The 16,336-nt window shown below is 57.8% G+C and carries 14 protein-coding genes and 1 pseudogene; 7 read left to right on the top strand and 8 right to left on the bottom strand.

Annotated features, from left to right (window positions below; all coding sequences use genetic code 11):
* The first annotated feature begins 114 nt into the window (after window positions 1-114).
* Both C4J84_RS09760 and C4J84_RS09755 read left to right on the top strand, forming a co-directional pair.
* Window positions 115-4,908, top strand: a complete 4,794-nt coding sequence (locus C4J84_RS09760; RefSeq protein ID WP_124435231.1) for an RHS repeat-associated core domain-containing protein — start codon at window positions 115-117, stop codon at window positions 4,906-4,908.
* Window positions 4,905-5,291 (top strand): hypothetical protein, encoded by a 387-nt coding sequence (locus tag C4J84_RS09755; protein WP_124370279.1) that lies wholly within the window; start codon window positions 4,905-4,907, stop codon window positions 5,289-5,291. The genes C4J84_RS09760 and C4J84_RS09755 overlap by 4 nt, the downstream gene beginning before the upstream one ends.
* Before the next feature lie 46 nt (window positions 5,292-5,337).
* Here C4J84_RS09755 and C4J84_RS09750 read toward each other — a convergent pair.
* Window positions 5,338-5,583, bottom strand: a pseudogene (locus tag C4J84_RS09750) (porphobilinogen synthase); the annotation flags it as partial.
* 346 nt (window positions 5,584-5,929) lie between these two features.
* Here C4J84_RS09750 and C4J84_RS09745 point away from each other — a divergent pair.
* Window positions 5,930-6,316 carry a hypothetical protein gene (locus C4J84_RS09745; protein WP_124370278.1) on the top strand — a complete coding sequence of 129 codons (387 nt, stop codon included), beginning with the start codon at window positions 5,930-5,932 and terminating at the stop codon, window positions 6,314-6,316.
* A gap of 235 nt (window positions 6,317-6,551) precedes the next feature.
* Window positions 6,552-7,001 (top strand): hypothetical protein, encoded by a 450-nt coding sequence (locus tag C4J84_RS09740; protein WP_305955296.1) that lies wholly within the window; start codon window positions 6,552-6,554, stop codon window positions 6,999-7,001.
* A gap of 88 nt (window positions 7,002-7,089) precedes the next feature.
* Here C4J84_RS09740 and hemB read toward each other — a convergent pair whose 3' ends face one another.
* The 3 genes from hemB to C4J84_RS09725 form a co-directional block, all read right to left on the bottom strand.
* The gene (gene hemB, locus C4J84_RS09735; protein ID WP_016977356.1) at window positions 7,090-8,064 is read right to left on the bottom strand and encodes a porphobilinogen synthase; all 975 of its coding nucleotides are present in this window, start codon (window positions 8,062-8,064) and stop codon (window positions 7,090-7,092) included.
* 117 nt (window positions 8,065-8,181) lie between these two features.
* On the bottom strand, window positions 8,182-9,012 hold the full coding sequence (locus C4J84_RS09730; protein WP_124370277.1) for a PhzF family phenazine biosynthesis protein: 831 nt from the start codon (window positions 9,010-9,012) through the stop codon (window positions 8,182-8,184).
* Between the two features lie 3 nt (window positions 9,013-9,015).
* Window positions 9,016-9,714 (bottom strand): glutathione S-transferase N-terminal domain-containing protein, encoded by a 699-nt coding sequence (locus tag C4J84_RS09725; RefSeq protein ID WP_124370276.1) that lies wholly within the window; start codon window positions 9,712-9,714, stop codon window positions 9,016-9,018.
* Between the two features lie 254 nt (window positions 9,715-9,968).
* Here C4J84_RS09725 and C4J84_RS09720 point away from each other — a divergent pair, with 254 nt between their 5' ends.
* Together C4J84_RS09720 and C4J84_RS09715 are read left to right on the top strand one after the other, a co-directional pair.
* The gene (locus C4J84_RS09720) at window positions 9,969-10,670 is read left to right on the top strand and encodes a histidine phosphatase family protein (protein ID WP_124370275.1); all 702 of its coding nucleotides are present in this window, start codon (window positions 9,969-9,971) and stop codon (window positions 10,668-10,670) included.
* Window positions 10,671-10,727: 57 nt separating this feature from the next.
* Complete coding sequence (locus C4J84_RS09715; RefSeq protein WP_124370274.1) at window positions 10,728-11,783, top strand: permease; 1,056 nt, start codon at window positions 10,728-10,730, stop codon at window positions 11,781-11,783.
* A gap of 244 nt (window positions 11,784-12,027) precedes the next feature.
* Here C4J84_RS09715 and mnmH read toward each other — a convergent pair whose 3' ends face one another.
* The 4 genes from mnmH to C4J84_RS09695 form a co-directional block, all read right to left on the bottom strand.
* A complete protein-coding gene (gene mnmH, locus C4J84_RS09710) occupies window positions 12,028-13,131 on the bottom strand; it encodes a tRNA 2-selenouridine(34) synthase MnmH (RefSeq protein WP_124370273.1) in 1,104 nt (367 codons plus the stop codon).
* The gene (gene selD, locus C4J84_RS09705) at window positions 13,131-14,165 is read right to left on the bottom strand and encodes a selenide, water dikinase SelD (RefSeq protein WP_124370272.1); all 1,035 of its coding nucleotides are present in this window, start codon (window positions 14,163-14,165) and stop codon (window positions 13,131-13,133) included. Before selD ends, mnmH begins: the two co-directional genes overlap by 1 nt.
* Before the next feature lie 93 nt (window positions 14,166-14,258).
* Window positions 14,259-15,008 (bottom strand): TerC family protein, encoded by a 750-nt coding sequence (locus tag C4J84_RS09700; RefSeq protein ID WP_124362117.1) that lies wholly within the window; start codon window positions 15,006-15,008, stop codon window positions 14,259-14,261.
* A gap of 28 nt (window positions 15,009-15,036) precedes the next feature.
* A complete protein-coding gene (locus C4J84_RS09695) occupies window positions 15,037-15,288 on the bottom strand; it encodes a hypothetical protein (RefSeq protein ID WP_124362116.1) in 252 nt (83 codons plus the stop codon).
* Between the two features lie 134 nt (window positions 15,289-15,422).
* Here C4J84_RS09695 and nhaR point away from each other — a divergent pair, with 134 nt between their 5' ends.
* Complete coding sequence (gene nhaR / locus C4J84_RS09690; RefSeq protein WP_124362115.1) at window positions 15,423-16,325, top strand: transcriptional activator NhaR; 903 nt, start codon at window positions 15,423-15,425, stop codon at window positions 16,323-16,325.
* The last annotated feature ends 11 nt before the right edge of the window (window positions 16,326-16,336 follow it).

The raw sequence follows: 16,336 nt of genomic DNA, 5'->3' as shown, positions 1-16,336 counted from the left end.
ATAAGCTCTACTCCCCTGCCCTGAAAACCTCTGCAAAGTCCCTCGCCTGATCAAACAGTGCGAGGGAGTGCAGATGGTTTTTCCAGTGAGAGCCCTGATCGATGGGGCTCATTCATGATCGAAGCAACCGGCCGAGCCATAGGCTTTCTGGTGCTGGCCGCAATGGATTCAAAGACGCGAGACGTCGAGTCCGTGCTCAGCGATTTCCGCAGCTGCCTCAACCACTACGAGAGCTGGGCGCAGGGCTTTTTCAGCGCGTCGGCACTGGATGTGGAGCAGGTGTTCAAGGTTGGGAATGAGGTGGCTCTGGTCGCCCCGATCAACCGTTCGATCTTCCCCAGCAGCACCGTCGCTACATGCCAGGCCAACGGCACGTTGACACTGGTGCATATGTTCCAGAGCTCGCGCTTCGTGCCGATCGGCAACACGCCGGTGATGTTGCAGCGCATCGATCCAGGCGGCGGCCCGCTGGGCGAGCCCATTCATAAAACCATCGGCCCAAGCGGCATCCTCGAAGTCACCGAGTGCGACCGCAACCAGCGGTACCGGGTCAGTTTCTACCCCGACGTTTCCCCGGCGCATTTCAAGGCACTGTACGCCTCTTATCAGTCGGTCATCACGCCACTGGAAGGCTGGCTGCGCAGTGAATGGGACACCACCTTCGAACCGCTGTGGAAGAACTATTCCGAAGCGAATTTTCTCCAGCGCTACCTCTCGCTGCACCGCGCTTATGCCCAAGGCTTTGGCGAAGTTCTTTACTCGGTTTGGGACAACATCACGCAGTTACTCCAGTGGTTGTCCGACCCGCTGGCCAACGCTGAAAAGCTACTGCATTACCTTTCCCAGGACGAGCTTGAAAAACTACTCGCGTTAAGTGCCGAGACCCTCGCCAAGGGTTTGCTGGTGCTCAGCGATGAGCCGTTGCTGTTCGTTCACCTGGCGGCCCTGGTCAGCTGGATGCGCATGCTGCCACCGCCGTATATGAACGAAATGCTCGGGGCGATTGGCGCCGAGGTCGTCATCACCCTGTTATTGGGGCTGGCGTCGGCCGGCATGGGTTTTGTGGTGCGCATCAGCACCAAAGTACTGGCCGGCATCAAGTCACGTCGGGTGCGCAGGTGGCTGGAGCAGATAGCCGCGCAGTTCGGCACAGCTCGCTTGGGGGAGCACACCGAAGCGCTTAAGCCGGTGCTGCTGGGCAGTGCCCCAATACCGATCAAGGCGGTGCCGGTGGCGCCGTTGAAGGCGGGTGACACGCTTGTTTCGAACGCGGTGCCGGCGGTGCGCAGCAAGACGCAGCGTACGGCGTTGGTGCGGCAGGAGCATGTGGATGATGTGCCTGCTGTTGCGTCGAATCCGAAGGGCGATGCGGCGGCTCCGGCGGATAAAACCGTTACGAACGGTTGCCCGGTGTCGATGGTCACTGGCGAGGAATTGCTGACCCTTACCGATGGCGCGCTGGATGGGGTCTTGCCGTTCGAGTGGACGCGCTTGTATCGCACCAGTGCGGTGGAAGTGGATTGTGGGTTGGGGTTTGGCTGGAGTCATGCGCTGGCGCAGCGGCTTGTGGTTGTGGGCGATTCGGTGGTGTGGACGGACCACGAAAATCGCTCGACCACCCTGCCCTTGCCGACGGTGGCTCGGCCGGCGATCACCAACAGCCTGGCCGAAGCGGCGATCTATTTGGGCTCGGTTCCTGACGAGTTGGTGCTGGCCCAGGCTTCTCGGTTTTATCACTTTTGCGACGGCGTGCTGACGGCGATCAGCGATGCGTATGACAACCGGTTGTTGGTTGTTCGGGATCGGTTGGGACGGATTGAGCGGCTGGACAACGGCGTGGGCCGCTCTTTGCTCTTGCGCTATGAGCTGGATCGCATCGTGGCGGTGGACTACCAGGTTCATCGCGCCATGGGGCGTGAACCCTTTGTTTGGGTGACCGAGCAGAACGTCGTTTCCTACGCCTATGACGACGCTGGACGACTGGTGTCGGCGACCAACGCTGTCGGTGAATGTGAGCGTTATCGGTACGACGAACAGCACGTCATTCTTGAACGGCAGCTGGCCGGTGGGGCGAGTTTCTTCTGGGAATGGGAACGCGCTGGCAAGGCGGCGCGCTGTGTCAGGCATTGGGCCAGTTTTTCGCAGATGGATACGCGGTATGCCTGGGGCGATGACGGTCGAGTCACTGTGCACAACGCCGATGGCAGCCAAGAGGTTTATGTACATGACGACCGAGCGAGATTAGTACAGCGCATCGATCCCGACGGCGCCCAACATTTCAAATCCTACGATGACAAGGGCCGCCTGACGGTCGAGCAAGACCCGATGGGCGCGGTGACGGCGTATCAGTACGACGCCGCCGGACGCTTGAACGCGTTGTTTCCGGGGGATGATGAGCCGACGTCCTACGAGCATGACAACGGCTTCGTACGGGTTATGCGCCGTGGTGAGGCGGTCTGGAAATACGAGCGTAATGACCAAGGCGATGTCATTCGCAAGATCGACCCCGATGGCAATGCGACCGACTACAGCTACGACAAGCAAGGGCAACTGACCGGGGTTTGGTACCCCGACAACAGCTGCCATCGCTTGGTGTGGAACGAACGCGGGCAGCTCGTTGAAGAGCAGTTACCGAATGGCGGGATCAAGCGCTATCGCTATGACGACCTGGGCCGTCAGGTTGCGCGTGAGGATGAACAGGGCGCGCTGACCCAGTATCAATGGGACGCTGTAGGACGCCTGCTGAAACTGACCCAGCCCGGGGGAACTAGCCGGGAATTCAGCTACAACCCCTACGGAAAAATCATCGCCGAACGCGATGAACTCGGCCACGTCACCCGCTATGAATACGCCGATGGCCTGCACCTGATCAGCCGCCGCATCAATGCCGACGGCACCCAGGTCAACTACCGCTACGACAACGCCCGCTTACTGCTCACCGCCATCGAAAACGAAGTCGGCGAAACCTACCAGCTCGACTACCACCCCAACGGCCTGATCCAACAGGAAACCGGCTTCGACGGCCAACGCACCGCCTACGCCTACGACCTCAACGGCAACCTGCTGAAGAAAACCGAATACGGCGACGATGGCAGTCAGCTCGTCACTCAATACCATCGCGACCATGCCGGTCGCCTCGTAAGAAAAACCCTGCCCGACGGCAGCGCTGTCGATTATGCCTACGACCGCCAAGGCAACCTCCTCAGCGTCGACGACGGCCACTGGTTTCTGGCCTACGAATACGACCGCCAAAACCGCCTCACCGCCGAACACCAGGGCTGGGGCACGCTGCGCTACGGCTACGACGCCTGCGGCCAACTTCAGCATTTACGCCTACCGGACAACAACCGCCTCACTTTCAACCACGACAAAGGCGGCCATCTCGCCACCGTCGAGCTCAACGGAGAAGTGCTCACCTCGCATCTGTTCAAGAGCGGCCGCGAACACCAACGCCAACAAGGCCAACTGCTCAGCCACTACCACTACGACGAGCAAAACCGGCTACATACCCACGCCGTCACCCAACAGCAAAACCACCTCTACCAACGCCACTACGACTACGACAAAACCGGCAACCTCACCCGCCTGCACGACACCCGCAAAGGCGAACACCTTTACCGCTACGACCCACTCCACCGCCTGACCCGCGCCGATCACTCGCAAGACGTCCAGGAACGCTTCGGCCACAACCCTGCCGGCAACCTGCTGATGCAGGACAGGCCGGGCCCGGACATCGTTGCGGGTAATCGGTTGATGATCCAAGGCGATCACCATTACGACTATGACGTCTTCGGCAACCTGATACGCGAGCGACGTGGCAAGGGTCATTCACTCGTTACCGAGTACCGCTACGACTGTCAGCACCGGCTGATCGGCATCACAAAGCCCAATGGCCAAACCGCCAGTTATCGCTACGATCCGTTTGGGCGGCGCATCAGCAAAACCGTGGATGGCATCACCAAAGAATTTTTCTGGCAAGGCGACAAAGTAGTCGCTGAGCATCACGCGGATCGTCATCGCAGCTACCTCTACGAACCCGACAGCTTCCGCCCATTGGCATTGCTGGAAGGCTTCGGCCCACAAGAAACCAAGCCCTATCACTACCAACTCGACCACCTCGGCACGCCGCAAGAACTCACCACGCCCGACGGCGAAATCGTCTGGTCCGCCCACTACCGCGCCTACGGCGAAATCAGCCGCCTCGACGTAGGCAAAGTCGACAACCCACTACGTTTTCAAGGCCAATACTTCGACCCGGAAAGCGGTCTGCACTACAACCGCCATCGCTACTACAATCCGGATATTGGTCGTTACCTGACAGCTGATCCGGTAAAGCTGGCCGGTGGGATCAATGCATACCAGTACGTGCCCAATCCTACTGGGTGGGTGGATCCGCTAGGTTTAAGTACATGCCCAGGCGCGGGGGGATGTAAACCACAGCTTAATACGGAAAAATCTCACGGGCAGGGAAAGGTGGATGAGGGGGCTCCCCCGCTACCCAGCTCAGAAAAAAAACGAGAATATCTATATCGCGGTGACTTAAGAGGACCAGACGAAATCTTTAATAATGGATTTGAAAGTCGAGGAGACAGCACAGACCTTTTCCTGCACGCCTTGAATAATGCCAGCCCTCCTAGCAAATTCGTCCCCACTTCAACCTCAAGGAAACAAGCGTTGGCATTTGCTTCAAACTTTGGATTCGAAGAGGGTTTCCTTTACACACTGAGGAAAATCCCTGGAAGAGACGTGAACAAAGAGCTCGGAAAGCTCTCAAAACATAAAAACGAATTAGAAATCGCAATTCCCGGACGAATAGATACCAAGGATATTTTAGGAGCATCGCCCGTTAATGAAGACGGAACCTTTAAGGGATATACAATTTTGAACCCGCATAGGAAATACCCATGAAATCACGTGAAATCACCATTATCAAAGACGGGATACGTGACAGTGCAGTGGTCAAATATGAAGGCGGCAAACCCACCCTTTATCTATTTCTAAGCAACGGGATCCAAAAAACCTATACAGCAATGGACTTATACGATTGCTTCGGTTTATTAAGAGCTGATATGAAAGACACATTGTTTCTTTGCAAAGGCGCCAAAATCAACGTCCACACGTCAGGTATGTCTTCACATATGTCAAACGGTCTTGTTGCCTACGAAATGACTATGGGGCAGCCAGAAGGGGAACTTGTGCATATATTTTCTTATGAAGAAAACGATCTCACCAATGATATACAAGAGCAGCATGATTTCTGCCAGCGCTGGGCTGAATCGGTGCAAACTTAGCAAATGCATCTGTGACGAGCACGCTCGCCACAGAATGAGCGCCTACCTAAACCCCCGCCAACGCCAAATCCATCGCAAAGTACGTAAAAATCAAATCCGCCCCCGCCCGCTTGATCGAGCCCAAGGTCTCGCGCACGACACGTGCCTCATCGATCGCACTCACCTGGGCGCCTAATTTGATCATCGCGTACTCACCACTCACCTGATACGCCGCCATCGGCAGGCGTGAGGCTTCGCGGATGTCGCGGATGATGTCGAGGTAGGCGCCGGCCGGTTTGACCATCAGCGCATTAAAAACTAATAAATCTGTCCCCTTTTCCCGAATTTTTTCCGGCGATGCAAAAAGAAGCGTCCGTTACGGCCTTCATGAAATGAACAGCAAGCCGAGCAAGCATCATTACCATGAGGAAACATGGACGTTTGAGCTAAAGACCAACACGACGAATGTAGATAATACTGTTGTACGAGTCCCATTAACGAAGAAGTGAAATGAAAATATTAACTATCGATGTTTTTTCCGAACGAGAAATTTTATATGTGGAATTCAGCTCACCTTTTGGAAATGGCACGGCTTTCTGGCACGGCGCCAACCCCAGCGTCGGTCTACCCAGTAATCAACCCAAATAGAAGCTAAAAAAATGAAAGCACTAGAGATATTCGTAATCAAAAACTCAACTCGAGAAACGGCCACAATAGAATGCGACGGAAGAACAGCAACACTTTCAATAACCTTTGCCAGCGGACTGAAAAAAACGTATAGCGAAGCAGATATTTATCTATGCTTTGGCTCATTGAGAAAAGAATTTAGTGATATTAAATTTCTATGTAAAGGTTCAAAAATAAATGTCTATCCTTCAGCCATGGCATCACAAATGTCTAGCGGCATCGTAGCTTATGAAACCCAAATAGGTGATTCCGATGCAAAACTTGTTCGTATATTCGACTATGAAGAAAACGAACTTACAAATGACATCAACGAACAGATTTCTTACCGCAAAAAATGGGCCGAATCACTGCAAATTTAGCTCGACGACCATGAAACAAGCAAACCCCGAGCCACAGACCATAATAGAAAAACTCGACAGTTACTTACTCAAGGAATAAAACTAATCAATATGGCCCGCTCAGTCAATTAGATCCGTGTAGCCAGTTAAGTGGCTGCCGCCCAGTCCCACTCGAGCAAGTTCGCTCACCACAGAATTACGGCGTTCTTGAATTTCTGCCAACACCTAATCTAGCTCCAAGGGGAGGTTAGCCGCATTGAATATTCCATACCAAACCCTAACAGAAAATAAAATGGAAACAAAAAATATAAAAGTAATAATCAACAATGAACACAAACAAGTCACCGTCAAATATGACCCAACAAAACTCACCATGACATTTTCAGAAGCCGAAAACTTTAAGAAAATTTATAGAGGAAGAGACCTGTACGTCTGCTTCGCAAATATTAGAGCGGATTTTCCGCACATCACCTTTCTATGTAAAGGGGCCAAAATAAATGTAAAACCATCAAGAATGGCCTCTCAGATGAGCGCTGGACTTGTGGCATACGAAATGACTTTAGGCCAACAAGCAACCAAGGACAACATTGTCCATTTATTCGACTATGAAGAAGAAAACCTAACAAACAACCCACAGGATCAAATTGATTTCTTCAAGAAATGGTTAAAGTCATTAGGTGCGGAAGATTACGAAAAATTTAATTGAGCGCTGTTCAAAATCAATATACAAGGTCGCCCTCCTACCCCTGCGGCAAGCAAATCCGACCCGCTCACCACAGGGATAAATGGCGCCCTTAAATCCCCGCCAACGCCAAATCCATCGCAAAGTAAGTAAAAATCAAATCCGCCCCCGCCCGCTTGATCGAGCCCAAGGTCTCGCGCACCACGCGGTCTTCGTCAATCGCCCCCGCCTGGGCGCCGAATTTGATCATTGCGTACTCACCGCTCACCTGATACGCCGCCACTGGCAGGCGTGAGGCTTCGCGGATGTCGCGGATGATGTCGAGGTAGGCGCCGGCCGGTTTGACCATCAGCGCGTCGGCGCCTTCCTGCTCGTCGAGCAGCGATTCGCGGACGGCTTCGCGGCGGTTCATCGGGTTCATCTGGTAGCTTTTGCGGTCGCCCTTGAGGGCGCTGCCGCCGGCTTCGCGGAACGGGCCGTAGAGGGCCGAGGCGAATTTGGTGGAGTAGGCCATGATCGGGATGTGGGTGAAACCGGCGTCGTCCAGGGCGCGGCGGATGGCCTGGACCTGGCCGTCCATCGCCGCCGAGGGCGCGATCACGTCGGCGCCGGCGCGGGCGGCGGCCACGGCTTGTTTGCCCAGGTTGACCAGGGTCGCGTCATTGTCGACGTGGGCGCCATGCATCACGCCACAGTGGCCGTGGTCGGTATATTCGCAGAAGCAGGTGTCGGACATCACGATCATTTCCGGCACGGCGTCCTTGATGATCGACGACATGCGCGAGACCAGGCCGCGTTCTTTCCACGTGTCGCTGCCGCTGGCGTCCAGATGGTGGGACACGCCAAAGGTCATCACCGACTTGATGCCGGCACGGGCATAACGCTCGATCTCGCCGGCCAGTTTTTTCTCAGGAATACGCAATACGCCCGGCATGCTGGTGATCGGCACGAAGTCGTCGATTTCTTCTTCGACGAAAATCGGCAGCACCAGGTCGTTGAGGGTGAATTCGCTTTCCTGGAACAAGCCACGCAGCTCCGGGGAGCGGCGCAGGCGACGGGGGCGGGCTTGGGGGAACTGGCTGGTCATGGCTTTCCTGAAAAAATGGCTGAAATCTTTGGGACCAAAGCTTATGCCCCAAGCACCCGCAGCACAAATGCCGAGGGCCGAACAGTGTATTGCGCGGCACGTAACAATTGCATTGATCTAGAGCTGTAGACGGCCTTCGATGCATACCGCAACGGCGCCGCCGACCCAAACTTCATCACCCTGGCGCTCGATACGAATACGCCCGACGCGGCCCATGACCGTGCCCTGGCTGACCACATAGCGCTCCGGCGCCAGGCCCTCGCTGAGCAACCATTGGGCCAGGCCGGCGTTCAAGCTGCCGGTGGCCGGGTCTTCCTGGGCACCGTCGCCAGCGATAAAGGCACGCACCTCAAACTGTGCGTCCTCACCGTTGCAGGGAGCAATGACGCCAACGGCCAACCCGAGCAGTTGCGCATAGTCAGGCTTCACCTCCAGCACGGCCCGGCGATCAGCCAGCATCACCGCCAGCCAACCCGCGCCGTTATCCACCCACTGGCTGCGCACAATCGCGTCAGGGGCCAGGCCCAACCCCAGGCGCACACGCTCCAGCAGCGGCGCCTCGACAACGCCCGAACGCAACAGCGGTGGCGCGATAAACGCCAGTTCGTCGCCTTCACGTCGGATGCGGACCAAACCGATTTCGCACTCCTGAATGACCTCTTGCCCACGCGGAACACCGCCTGCGTGCAACCATGCCTGGCAACTGCCCAACGTCGGATGCCCGGCAAACGGCAGTTCGTGCAAGGTGGTGAAAATTCTCACTCGGTAATCGGCGCGTGGGTCACGGGGCTTCAGCAAGAACGTGGTTTCGCTGAGGTTGGTCCACTTGGCGAAGTCGGCCATCTGCTGGTCCGTCAGGCTGTCGGCCCCGAGCACCACGGCCAGCGGGTTGCCTTTGAAGGGCACGCTGCTGAATACATCCAGTTGCTTGAAATCGAAAGTCGGCATGCTTCAGCTCGGAATGTTCAGGCCACGGATCACCGCAGGGCGTGCGATAAAGCCATCCAACGCGCGCAGTACATTGGGGAAATCGGCGATACCCACCAGGTCGCCCGATTCATAGAAGCCGATCAGGTTGCGAATCCAGGGGAAGGTGGCGATGTCAGCGATGCTGTAGTCATCCCCCATGATCCACGTGCGACCCAGCAGGCGTTTCTCGAGCACCTGGAGCAAGCGGCGGGACTCGGCGACATAGCGGTCACGCGGGCGCTTGTCTTCATAAGCCTTGCCGGCGAATTTATTGAAGAACCCCACCTGTCCGAACATTGGGCCGACCCCGGCCATCTGGAACATCAACCACTGAAGGGTTTCATAGCGGGTGGCCGGATCTTCGGAGAGCAACCGGCTGGTTTTTTCCGCCAGGTAAATCAGGATCGCGCCGGACTCGAACAACGCCAGCGGCTGCCCGCTTGGGCCATTGGGGTCGATGATCGCGGGGATCTTGTTGTTGGGGTTCAGGGACATGAACTCGGGAGACAACTGGTCCTGGGTGTCGAAACTGACCTTGTGTGCCTCGTAGGGCAGGCCCAGCTCTTCAAGCATGATTGATACTTTTACACCGTTGGGCGTAGGCAACGAGTACAGTTGCAAGCGCTCCGGGTGCTGGGCGGGCCATTTACTGTTGATCGGGAAAGCGGCAAGTGCATTCATCGGGAGACATCCCTGGGCGGAAAGCCCCCATGATAGTCATCTGTTCGCCACCCTGCATGGGTCATCATTAAGCAACATTGCCTGGCTAGAATCCCACACGGGCGAACCAAAACGCTCAAGCGCACTCTTAAATGCGCTCGCAGGGTGAATGGAGGCACCTGGCTATACCGACAAGGAACACCCCCAGGACGCACACTGCGCCATTGGGCCGGGCCTGTCCGCCTTAACCCGACGCATGAAGACTCGAACCCATAATGAAGATCAAGCCTCTGCGCCTTGTGCAACAATTCAAACGCCATTCATACATGATGTTACCGCTGCTGCTGGTCACCGCTGGCATTGTCACGGCATTGGATGCCCGCGAAAGCCGCGCACAACCGGTGGACGGCGTGCAAACCCTGGTCTTCCTGCGCCACGGCGAAAAACCTGCCGGCGGCCTGGGCCAACTCAATTGCCAAGGCCTGAACCGCGCCATGAACCTGGCCAGTGTATTACCGGAAAAATTCGGCAAAGCCGATTACGTATTCGCCGCCAACCCCACGCGCAATGTCGAGGAAGGCGAGCTGGATAACTCCTACAGCTATATCCGCCCACTGATGACCATCAGTCCCAGCGCAATCAAGCTGGGTTTGCCGGTCAACATCAAGTTTTCCGCGAACGACACCAGTGCCCTGGCCGATGAGCTGGTCGAGGACAAGTACCACAACGCGACGATCTACACCGCCTGGTCCCACGGTTACCTGCCGGAGTTGATCAACAAAGTCGCCAGTGAAGCGGCCGGCGAGAAGCACACCATCACTGAAGACTGGTCCGGTAACGACTATGACTCGCTGTACGTGCTGACACTGACCTGGCACAACGGCAAGGCCTCGCTGCTCAGCCGCAACTACAAGCAGGGGCTCAATAATGGTGAGGAAACCTGCCCGGATCCGACCCAGGTCAGTGCAGATACCTGAAGGTTGAGCGTCAGGCGCGTATGATGGCCGCTATTGACTCATCTGCGGATCATCTCCATGCCCAACCTCGCTTCTGCCCAGCCCAACCGGGGCTGGTCGTTCTGGTGCAAACCTGCGCTGTTTCTGCTGGTGGCCTGCATCGGCCTCTACTATGTGAAATGGTCGCCCTACTACCTCAAGGCTTTTGTAGCGGCCGATAACCACAGCATCGGCGCGTCGATTCTCAATGACCAGCAAGGCTCGCCCCTCGCGGCGGCGCTGGCCTATGCCCAGGTGTATTTCCTGGCGATCTGGAAGGCCGCCGTACTGGCGGTATTCCTCGGTTCGCTGCTGCAGGTGTTGATCCCTCGCGACTGGCTGTTGCGCCTGTTTGGCCGCGCGGGCCTGGGCTCGACCCTGCGTGGCGGGCTGTTCGCCTTGCCGGGCATGATGTGCAGCTGCTGCGCGGCGCCTGTCGCAGCGGGTATGCGGCGCCAGAAAGTATCGGTCGGTGCGGCGCTGGCGTTCTGGATCGCCAACCCGGTCTTGAATCCGGCCACCTTGGTGTTCATGGGGTTTGTGCTGGGCTGGGGCTTTACCGCGCTGCGGCTGGTGGCGGGGATTGTGCTGGTGGTGGGTGTGTCGTTGGTGGCGCAGCGCATTGCACGTCCGGAGCAAGTGCCCGAAGCGGCGCTGCAGGCTGTGGCCGAAGTCAGCACCGTTGAGTCCGAAGCTTTCCTGGCGCGCTGGTTACGGACCTTGTGGCAGCTGTTCTGGAGCACCATCCCGGTGTATATCCTCGCGGTGCTGATCCTTGGCGCGGCGCGGGTCTGGCTGTTCCCCCATGTGGACGGGGCGATGGCCGACAGCCTGGTGTGGCTGGTACCGCTGGCGATTGTCGGCACGTTGTTCGTGATTCCTACGGCGGCGGAGATTCCCATCGTACAAACCATGATGACCCTGGGCATGGGCACCGGCCCGGCCGTCGCCTTGCTGATGACCCTGCCGAGCGTGAGCCTGCCGTCGTTGCTGATGCTGCGTAAGGATTTCGATGCGCGAGTACTGGTGACGGTGGCCGGGCTGACCATGCTGATGGGAGTGGTGTGCGGGTTGATCGGGGCGGTGATTCTTTAGCTTTTGCGTGAAGGCTTCAGTGCACCCCCGCGACCTAAGTGTGGGAGGGGGCTTGCTCCCGATGGCGGTCTGTCAGTTAAAAAATGGGTGACTGCTACACCGCAATCGGGGGCAAGCCCCCTCCCACATTGGGCCTGCGGCGTTTGGACTGGATCATCCGGCGCTCGAGAGCCAAAACTCCTGTTTCCCGGCATTAACTGAAGAAACCGGCTCAACCTGTTGTGAGCTCAATGGCATCCGAAACTCACCCCACCCGAGCAGCCCGCTCGCGCAAATACTCCACCACCGCGCCCTGCTCCCCGGCAAATTCGATTCGTGCGCCTTTGCTCTCACGCTGAAACGCATACATCGGGTCGTAATACTCACGCAACAGCCCTTCAATCCACACCCGGTGCTCATCCACGGCGCCACTGCGCGCCTGCTCCGCCAGGGCATCCTGCAAAATCGCCTGCAGCCGCTGGAAGCGTTCGCCACCCAGGCGCTTATGGATATTGGCCAGGCTCTGGGTAAGCCGTTCGGCAAACATCGCCTGGCCATTCTCGCCCCATACGTCGATGAACTCGGCGCACAGGTCGACCACGTAATCGCGCAGGATGCGTTCCACGCGGCCTTCAACGCTGTCTTCCAGCCACACCATTGGAAACGCCTGCATACCTTTGTGCAACGGCAGCGGCAGCGCGCAACTGCCGATCATGCGGCTCTCATCCTCGACCACGAACTGCTCGATGCCTGCCGCGCGCTTTTTCAGCAGGTCTACCGCAAGGCGGTTTTCGAAGTCGATAGTGGACGGTTGCGCCGTGGCACGCTTGCCGAAGCTGGAGCCGCGATGGTTGGCGTGGCCTTCCAGGTCCAGGGCGTTGCGGAGTTGGCCGAGCACTTCGGTCTTGCCGGTGCCGGTCATGCCGCCGAGTAAGACGAAATCACATTGGACGGTGGCCTGCTCGAGCGTGTCCAGCAGGAAGGTGCGCATGGCCTTGTAGCCGCCGCCGACGCGGGGGTATTCGATACCCGCCTCGGTTTTCAACCATTGCTGCACGATCTGTGAACGCAGCCCGCCGCGAAAGCAATACAGGTAGCCGTCTGGATTGGCCTGGGCGAACTGGGCCCACTGCGCGATGCGTTCGGCCTTGATCGGCCCCGACACCAACTCATGGCCCAGCACGATTGCAGCTTGCTGGCCTTGCTGCTTGTAGCAGGTGCCTACACGTTGGCGCTCCTGGTCGGTCATCAACGGCAGGTTGACCACCCCGGGAAACGCGCCTTTGATGAATTCGACCGGCGCGCGAGTATCCATCATCGGCCGGTCGTTGAGGAAAATGTCGCGGTAATCGGTGATGTCAGTCGCCATCAAACCACCTCTACCGCGTTGCTCTGTCGCTCAAGCAGTTCGCCGATCGGCTCGAGGGTAAGGCCCAGTTCAGCGGCCACCGCGTGGAACTCGGCGTCGCCTTCGGGCGTGACGGCGATCAGCAGGCCGCCGCTGGTTTGCGGATCGCACAGCACGCGCTTGTGCAGTTCCTGCACACGCCCGAGCTTGCTGGCGTAGCTGTCGAAGTTGCGCAAGGTCCCACCCGGTACGCAACCCTGCTCCAGGTAGTACTCGACGCCCGGCAGACGGGGCACTTTTGCATACTCGATGCGGGCCGTGAGGCCGCTGCCGTCGGCCATCTCTACCAGGTGACCAAGCAGGCCGAAACCGGTGACATCGGTCATCGCCGTCACCCCGGCCAATTTGCCGAAACGGCTACCGGGTTTGTTGAGGGTGCACATCCAGTCGCGGGCCAGGCCGATATCCTCCTCGCGCAACTTGCCTTTCTTTTCGGCGGTCGTGAGGATGCCGATGCCCAAAGGTTTGGTCAGGTACAGCTTGCACCCGGCGGTGGCGGTGTCGTTGCGCTTCATATGGCGCTTGTGCACGATGCCGGTCACGGCCAGGCCGAAGATCGGCTCCGGGGCGTCGATGGAGTGCCCACCGGCCAGCGGGATACCGGCAGCGTCGCAGACCGCGCGGCCGCCACGAATGACTTCGCGGGCAATCTCCGGTGCCAGCACATTCACCGGCCAACCGAGAATGGCAATGGCCATCAACGGGTCGCCGCCCATGGCGTAGATGTCGCTGATGGCATTGGTGGCGGCGATGCGGCCGAAGTCAAAGGGGTCGTCGACGATCGGCATGAAAAAATCGGTGGTGGAGACCACGCCGCGCTCGTCGTCGATGGCGTACACCGCCGCATCGTCACGGGAGGCGTTGCCTACCCACAGGTTGGGGTCGAGGTTCTGTGCGCCACTGCCGGCAAGGATCACTTCCAGCACCTGGGGCGAGATCTTGCAGCCGCAACCCGCACCGTGGCTGTACTGGGTAAGGCGAATCGGCTCGTTCATGGTGGACCTCAAGCTATCAAGTGCGCCGATTCTAGCAGACAGCAAAAGGCCGGCTGGGCTCATATGAACCCAGCCGGCCTTTTGGTGCAGCGCTTACTGGCGAGCAGCGAGCAAACGCTTGTGGCGGTTACGCCGTGCGATATTCAGGCACTCGATAGCCGCCGAGAACGCCATGGCCGCATACACGTAGCCTTTGGGCACATGGGCGCCGAAGCCTTCGGCGATCAGCGTCATGCCGATCATGATCAAAAAGCCCAGGGCCAGCATCACTACGGTCGGGTTGTCGTTGATGAACTTGGCCAACGGTTCTGCCGCCACCAGCATCACGATCACCGAGGTCACCACGGCGATGATCATGATCGGCAAGTGTTCGGTCATGCCGACTGCCGTGATGATGCTGTCGATGGAGAACACCAGGTCGAGCAGCAGGATCTGTCCGATGGCGGCCGCAAAGCCGATGGCAACCGTATTGCCAACGCTGGCTTTGTCTTCGGGCTCCGGGTCCATGCTGTGATGGATCTCGGTGGTCGCCTTCCACACCAGGAACAAGCCACCGGCAATCAGGATCATGTCCTTCCACGAGAACGCCTGGCCGAACACTTCGAATACCGGCGTCGTCAATTGCACGATAAACGCGATGGTGCTCAACAGGCCCAGGCGCAACACCAACGCCATGCTGATGCCAATGCGTCGCGCCTTGGCCCGGTGCTGCTCGGGTAATTTGTTGGTGAGGATCGAGATGAAGATCAGGTTATCGATGCCCAGCACGATTTCCATGACGATCAAGGTCGCCAGTGCGATCCAGGCGGTGGGGCTGGCGGCCAGTTGTAAAAGATAATCCATAGGTCAGTCCTGACGTTGTGCTGGGAAATTAGGTTTCTTGGGTATCGGATTCTGCATCTTTTTCTGGCTGATCATCCTTTTTCTGCGGATTGATCAGGCCCTGGGTCGCTTCACTCAATGCCTGCTCGGCGGCTTTCTGGGTGTCATCGATTGCTTGCTTGGCCGTTTCGGTGGCTTTGCCCAGTACCTGCTGCGCGCTTTTCTCGACTTGATCACACCCGCCGATCATCACCAATGAAAGCGCAAGCAGTGCAGCCGCGCCCAGGGAATTGAGTTTCATGATGTATTCCTCGTTAGAACGCTTGGGTCCAAATAGTAGCCCCGCGATAGCGACGCATTCTATGCAGGCAAACAGTTCAGGAAAATTCGTATTTTTCTCGCGTATACTTCGATTTTTACGAAGTGTAGAAAGCAATGCTCAATTATCGACAGTTGCATTACTTCTGGGTGGTGGCAAAGACCGGCAGCATCGTGCGCGCCTGCGAGCAACTGAACCTCACGCCCCAGACCATCAGCGGGCAGATCAGCCTGTTGGAACACACTTTTGGTATCGCACTGTTTCAGCGCGTCGGCCGCCAGCTGGAGCTGACCGAAGCCGGACGCCAGGCGCTGCCCTATGCCGAGCAAATGTTCCAGACCGGCAATGAATTGGAGGCGATGCTGCGCGCACAACCCAACGAGCAGCAGATTGTATTTCGCGTCGGCGTGGCGGACGTGGTGCCCAAATCCATCGTGTACCGGCTGATTGCCCCCACCATGGAGCTGAGCGAACCGATCCGCATCACCTGCCGTGAAGACAAACTCGAACGGTTATTGGCCGACCTGGCCATCCAGCGCCTGGACCTGGTGATCTCCGACAGCCCGATGCCCACGCACCTGGACATCAAGGGCTACAGCCAGAAGCTGGGGGAATGTGGCATCAGTTTTTTCGCCACCCAGGCATTGGCTGATCAACATAGCGGCGATTTCCCAGGGTGTTTGCACGGCGCGCCGTTGTTGATCCCCGGCGCGGAGACCGTGGTGCGCAGCCGTTTGCAACGCTGGTTTGCCGATCAGCAGATTCAACCCAGGATCATCGGCGAGTTCGACGACAGCGCGTTGATGCAGGCCTTCGGGCAATCGGGCAGCGGCATCTTTATCGCTCCCAGCGTGATCGCCGATGAAGTGGTGCGCCAATACGGCGTGGCGCTGATCGGCCAGACCGACGCGGTGACCGAGTCGTTTTATGCCATCTCGGTGGAGCGCAAGGTCAAGCACCCTGGCATCGTGGCGATTACCGAGGGCGCCCGACGCGAGCTGTTTACCACCCTGCCCTGATGACACGCCCG

Origin of the sequence: Pseudomonas sp. R11-23-07 (assembly GCF_003852295.1) — a bacterium.
Lineage (GTDB): Bacteria > Pseudomonadota > Gammaproteobacteria > Pseudomonadales > Pseudomonadaceae > Aquipseudomonas.
The sequence above is the reverse complement of the archived record's forward strand: the minus strand, read 5'-3'. Positions and strand labels throughout refer to the sequence as shown.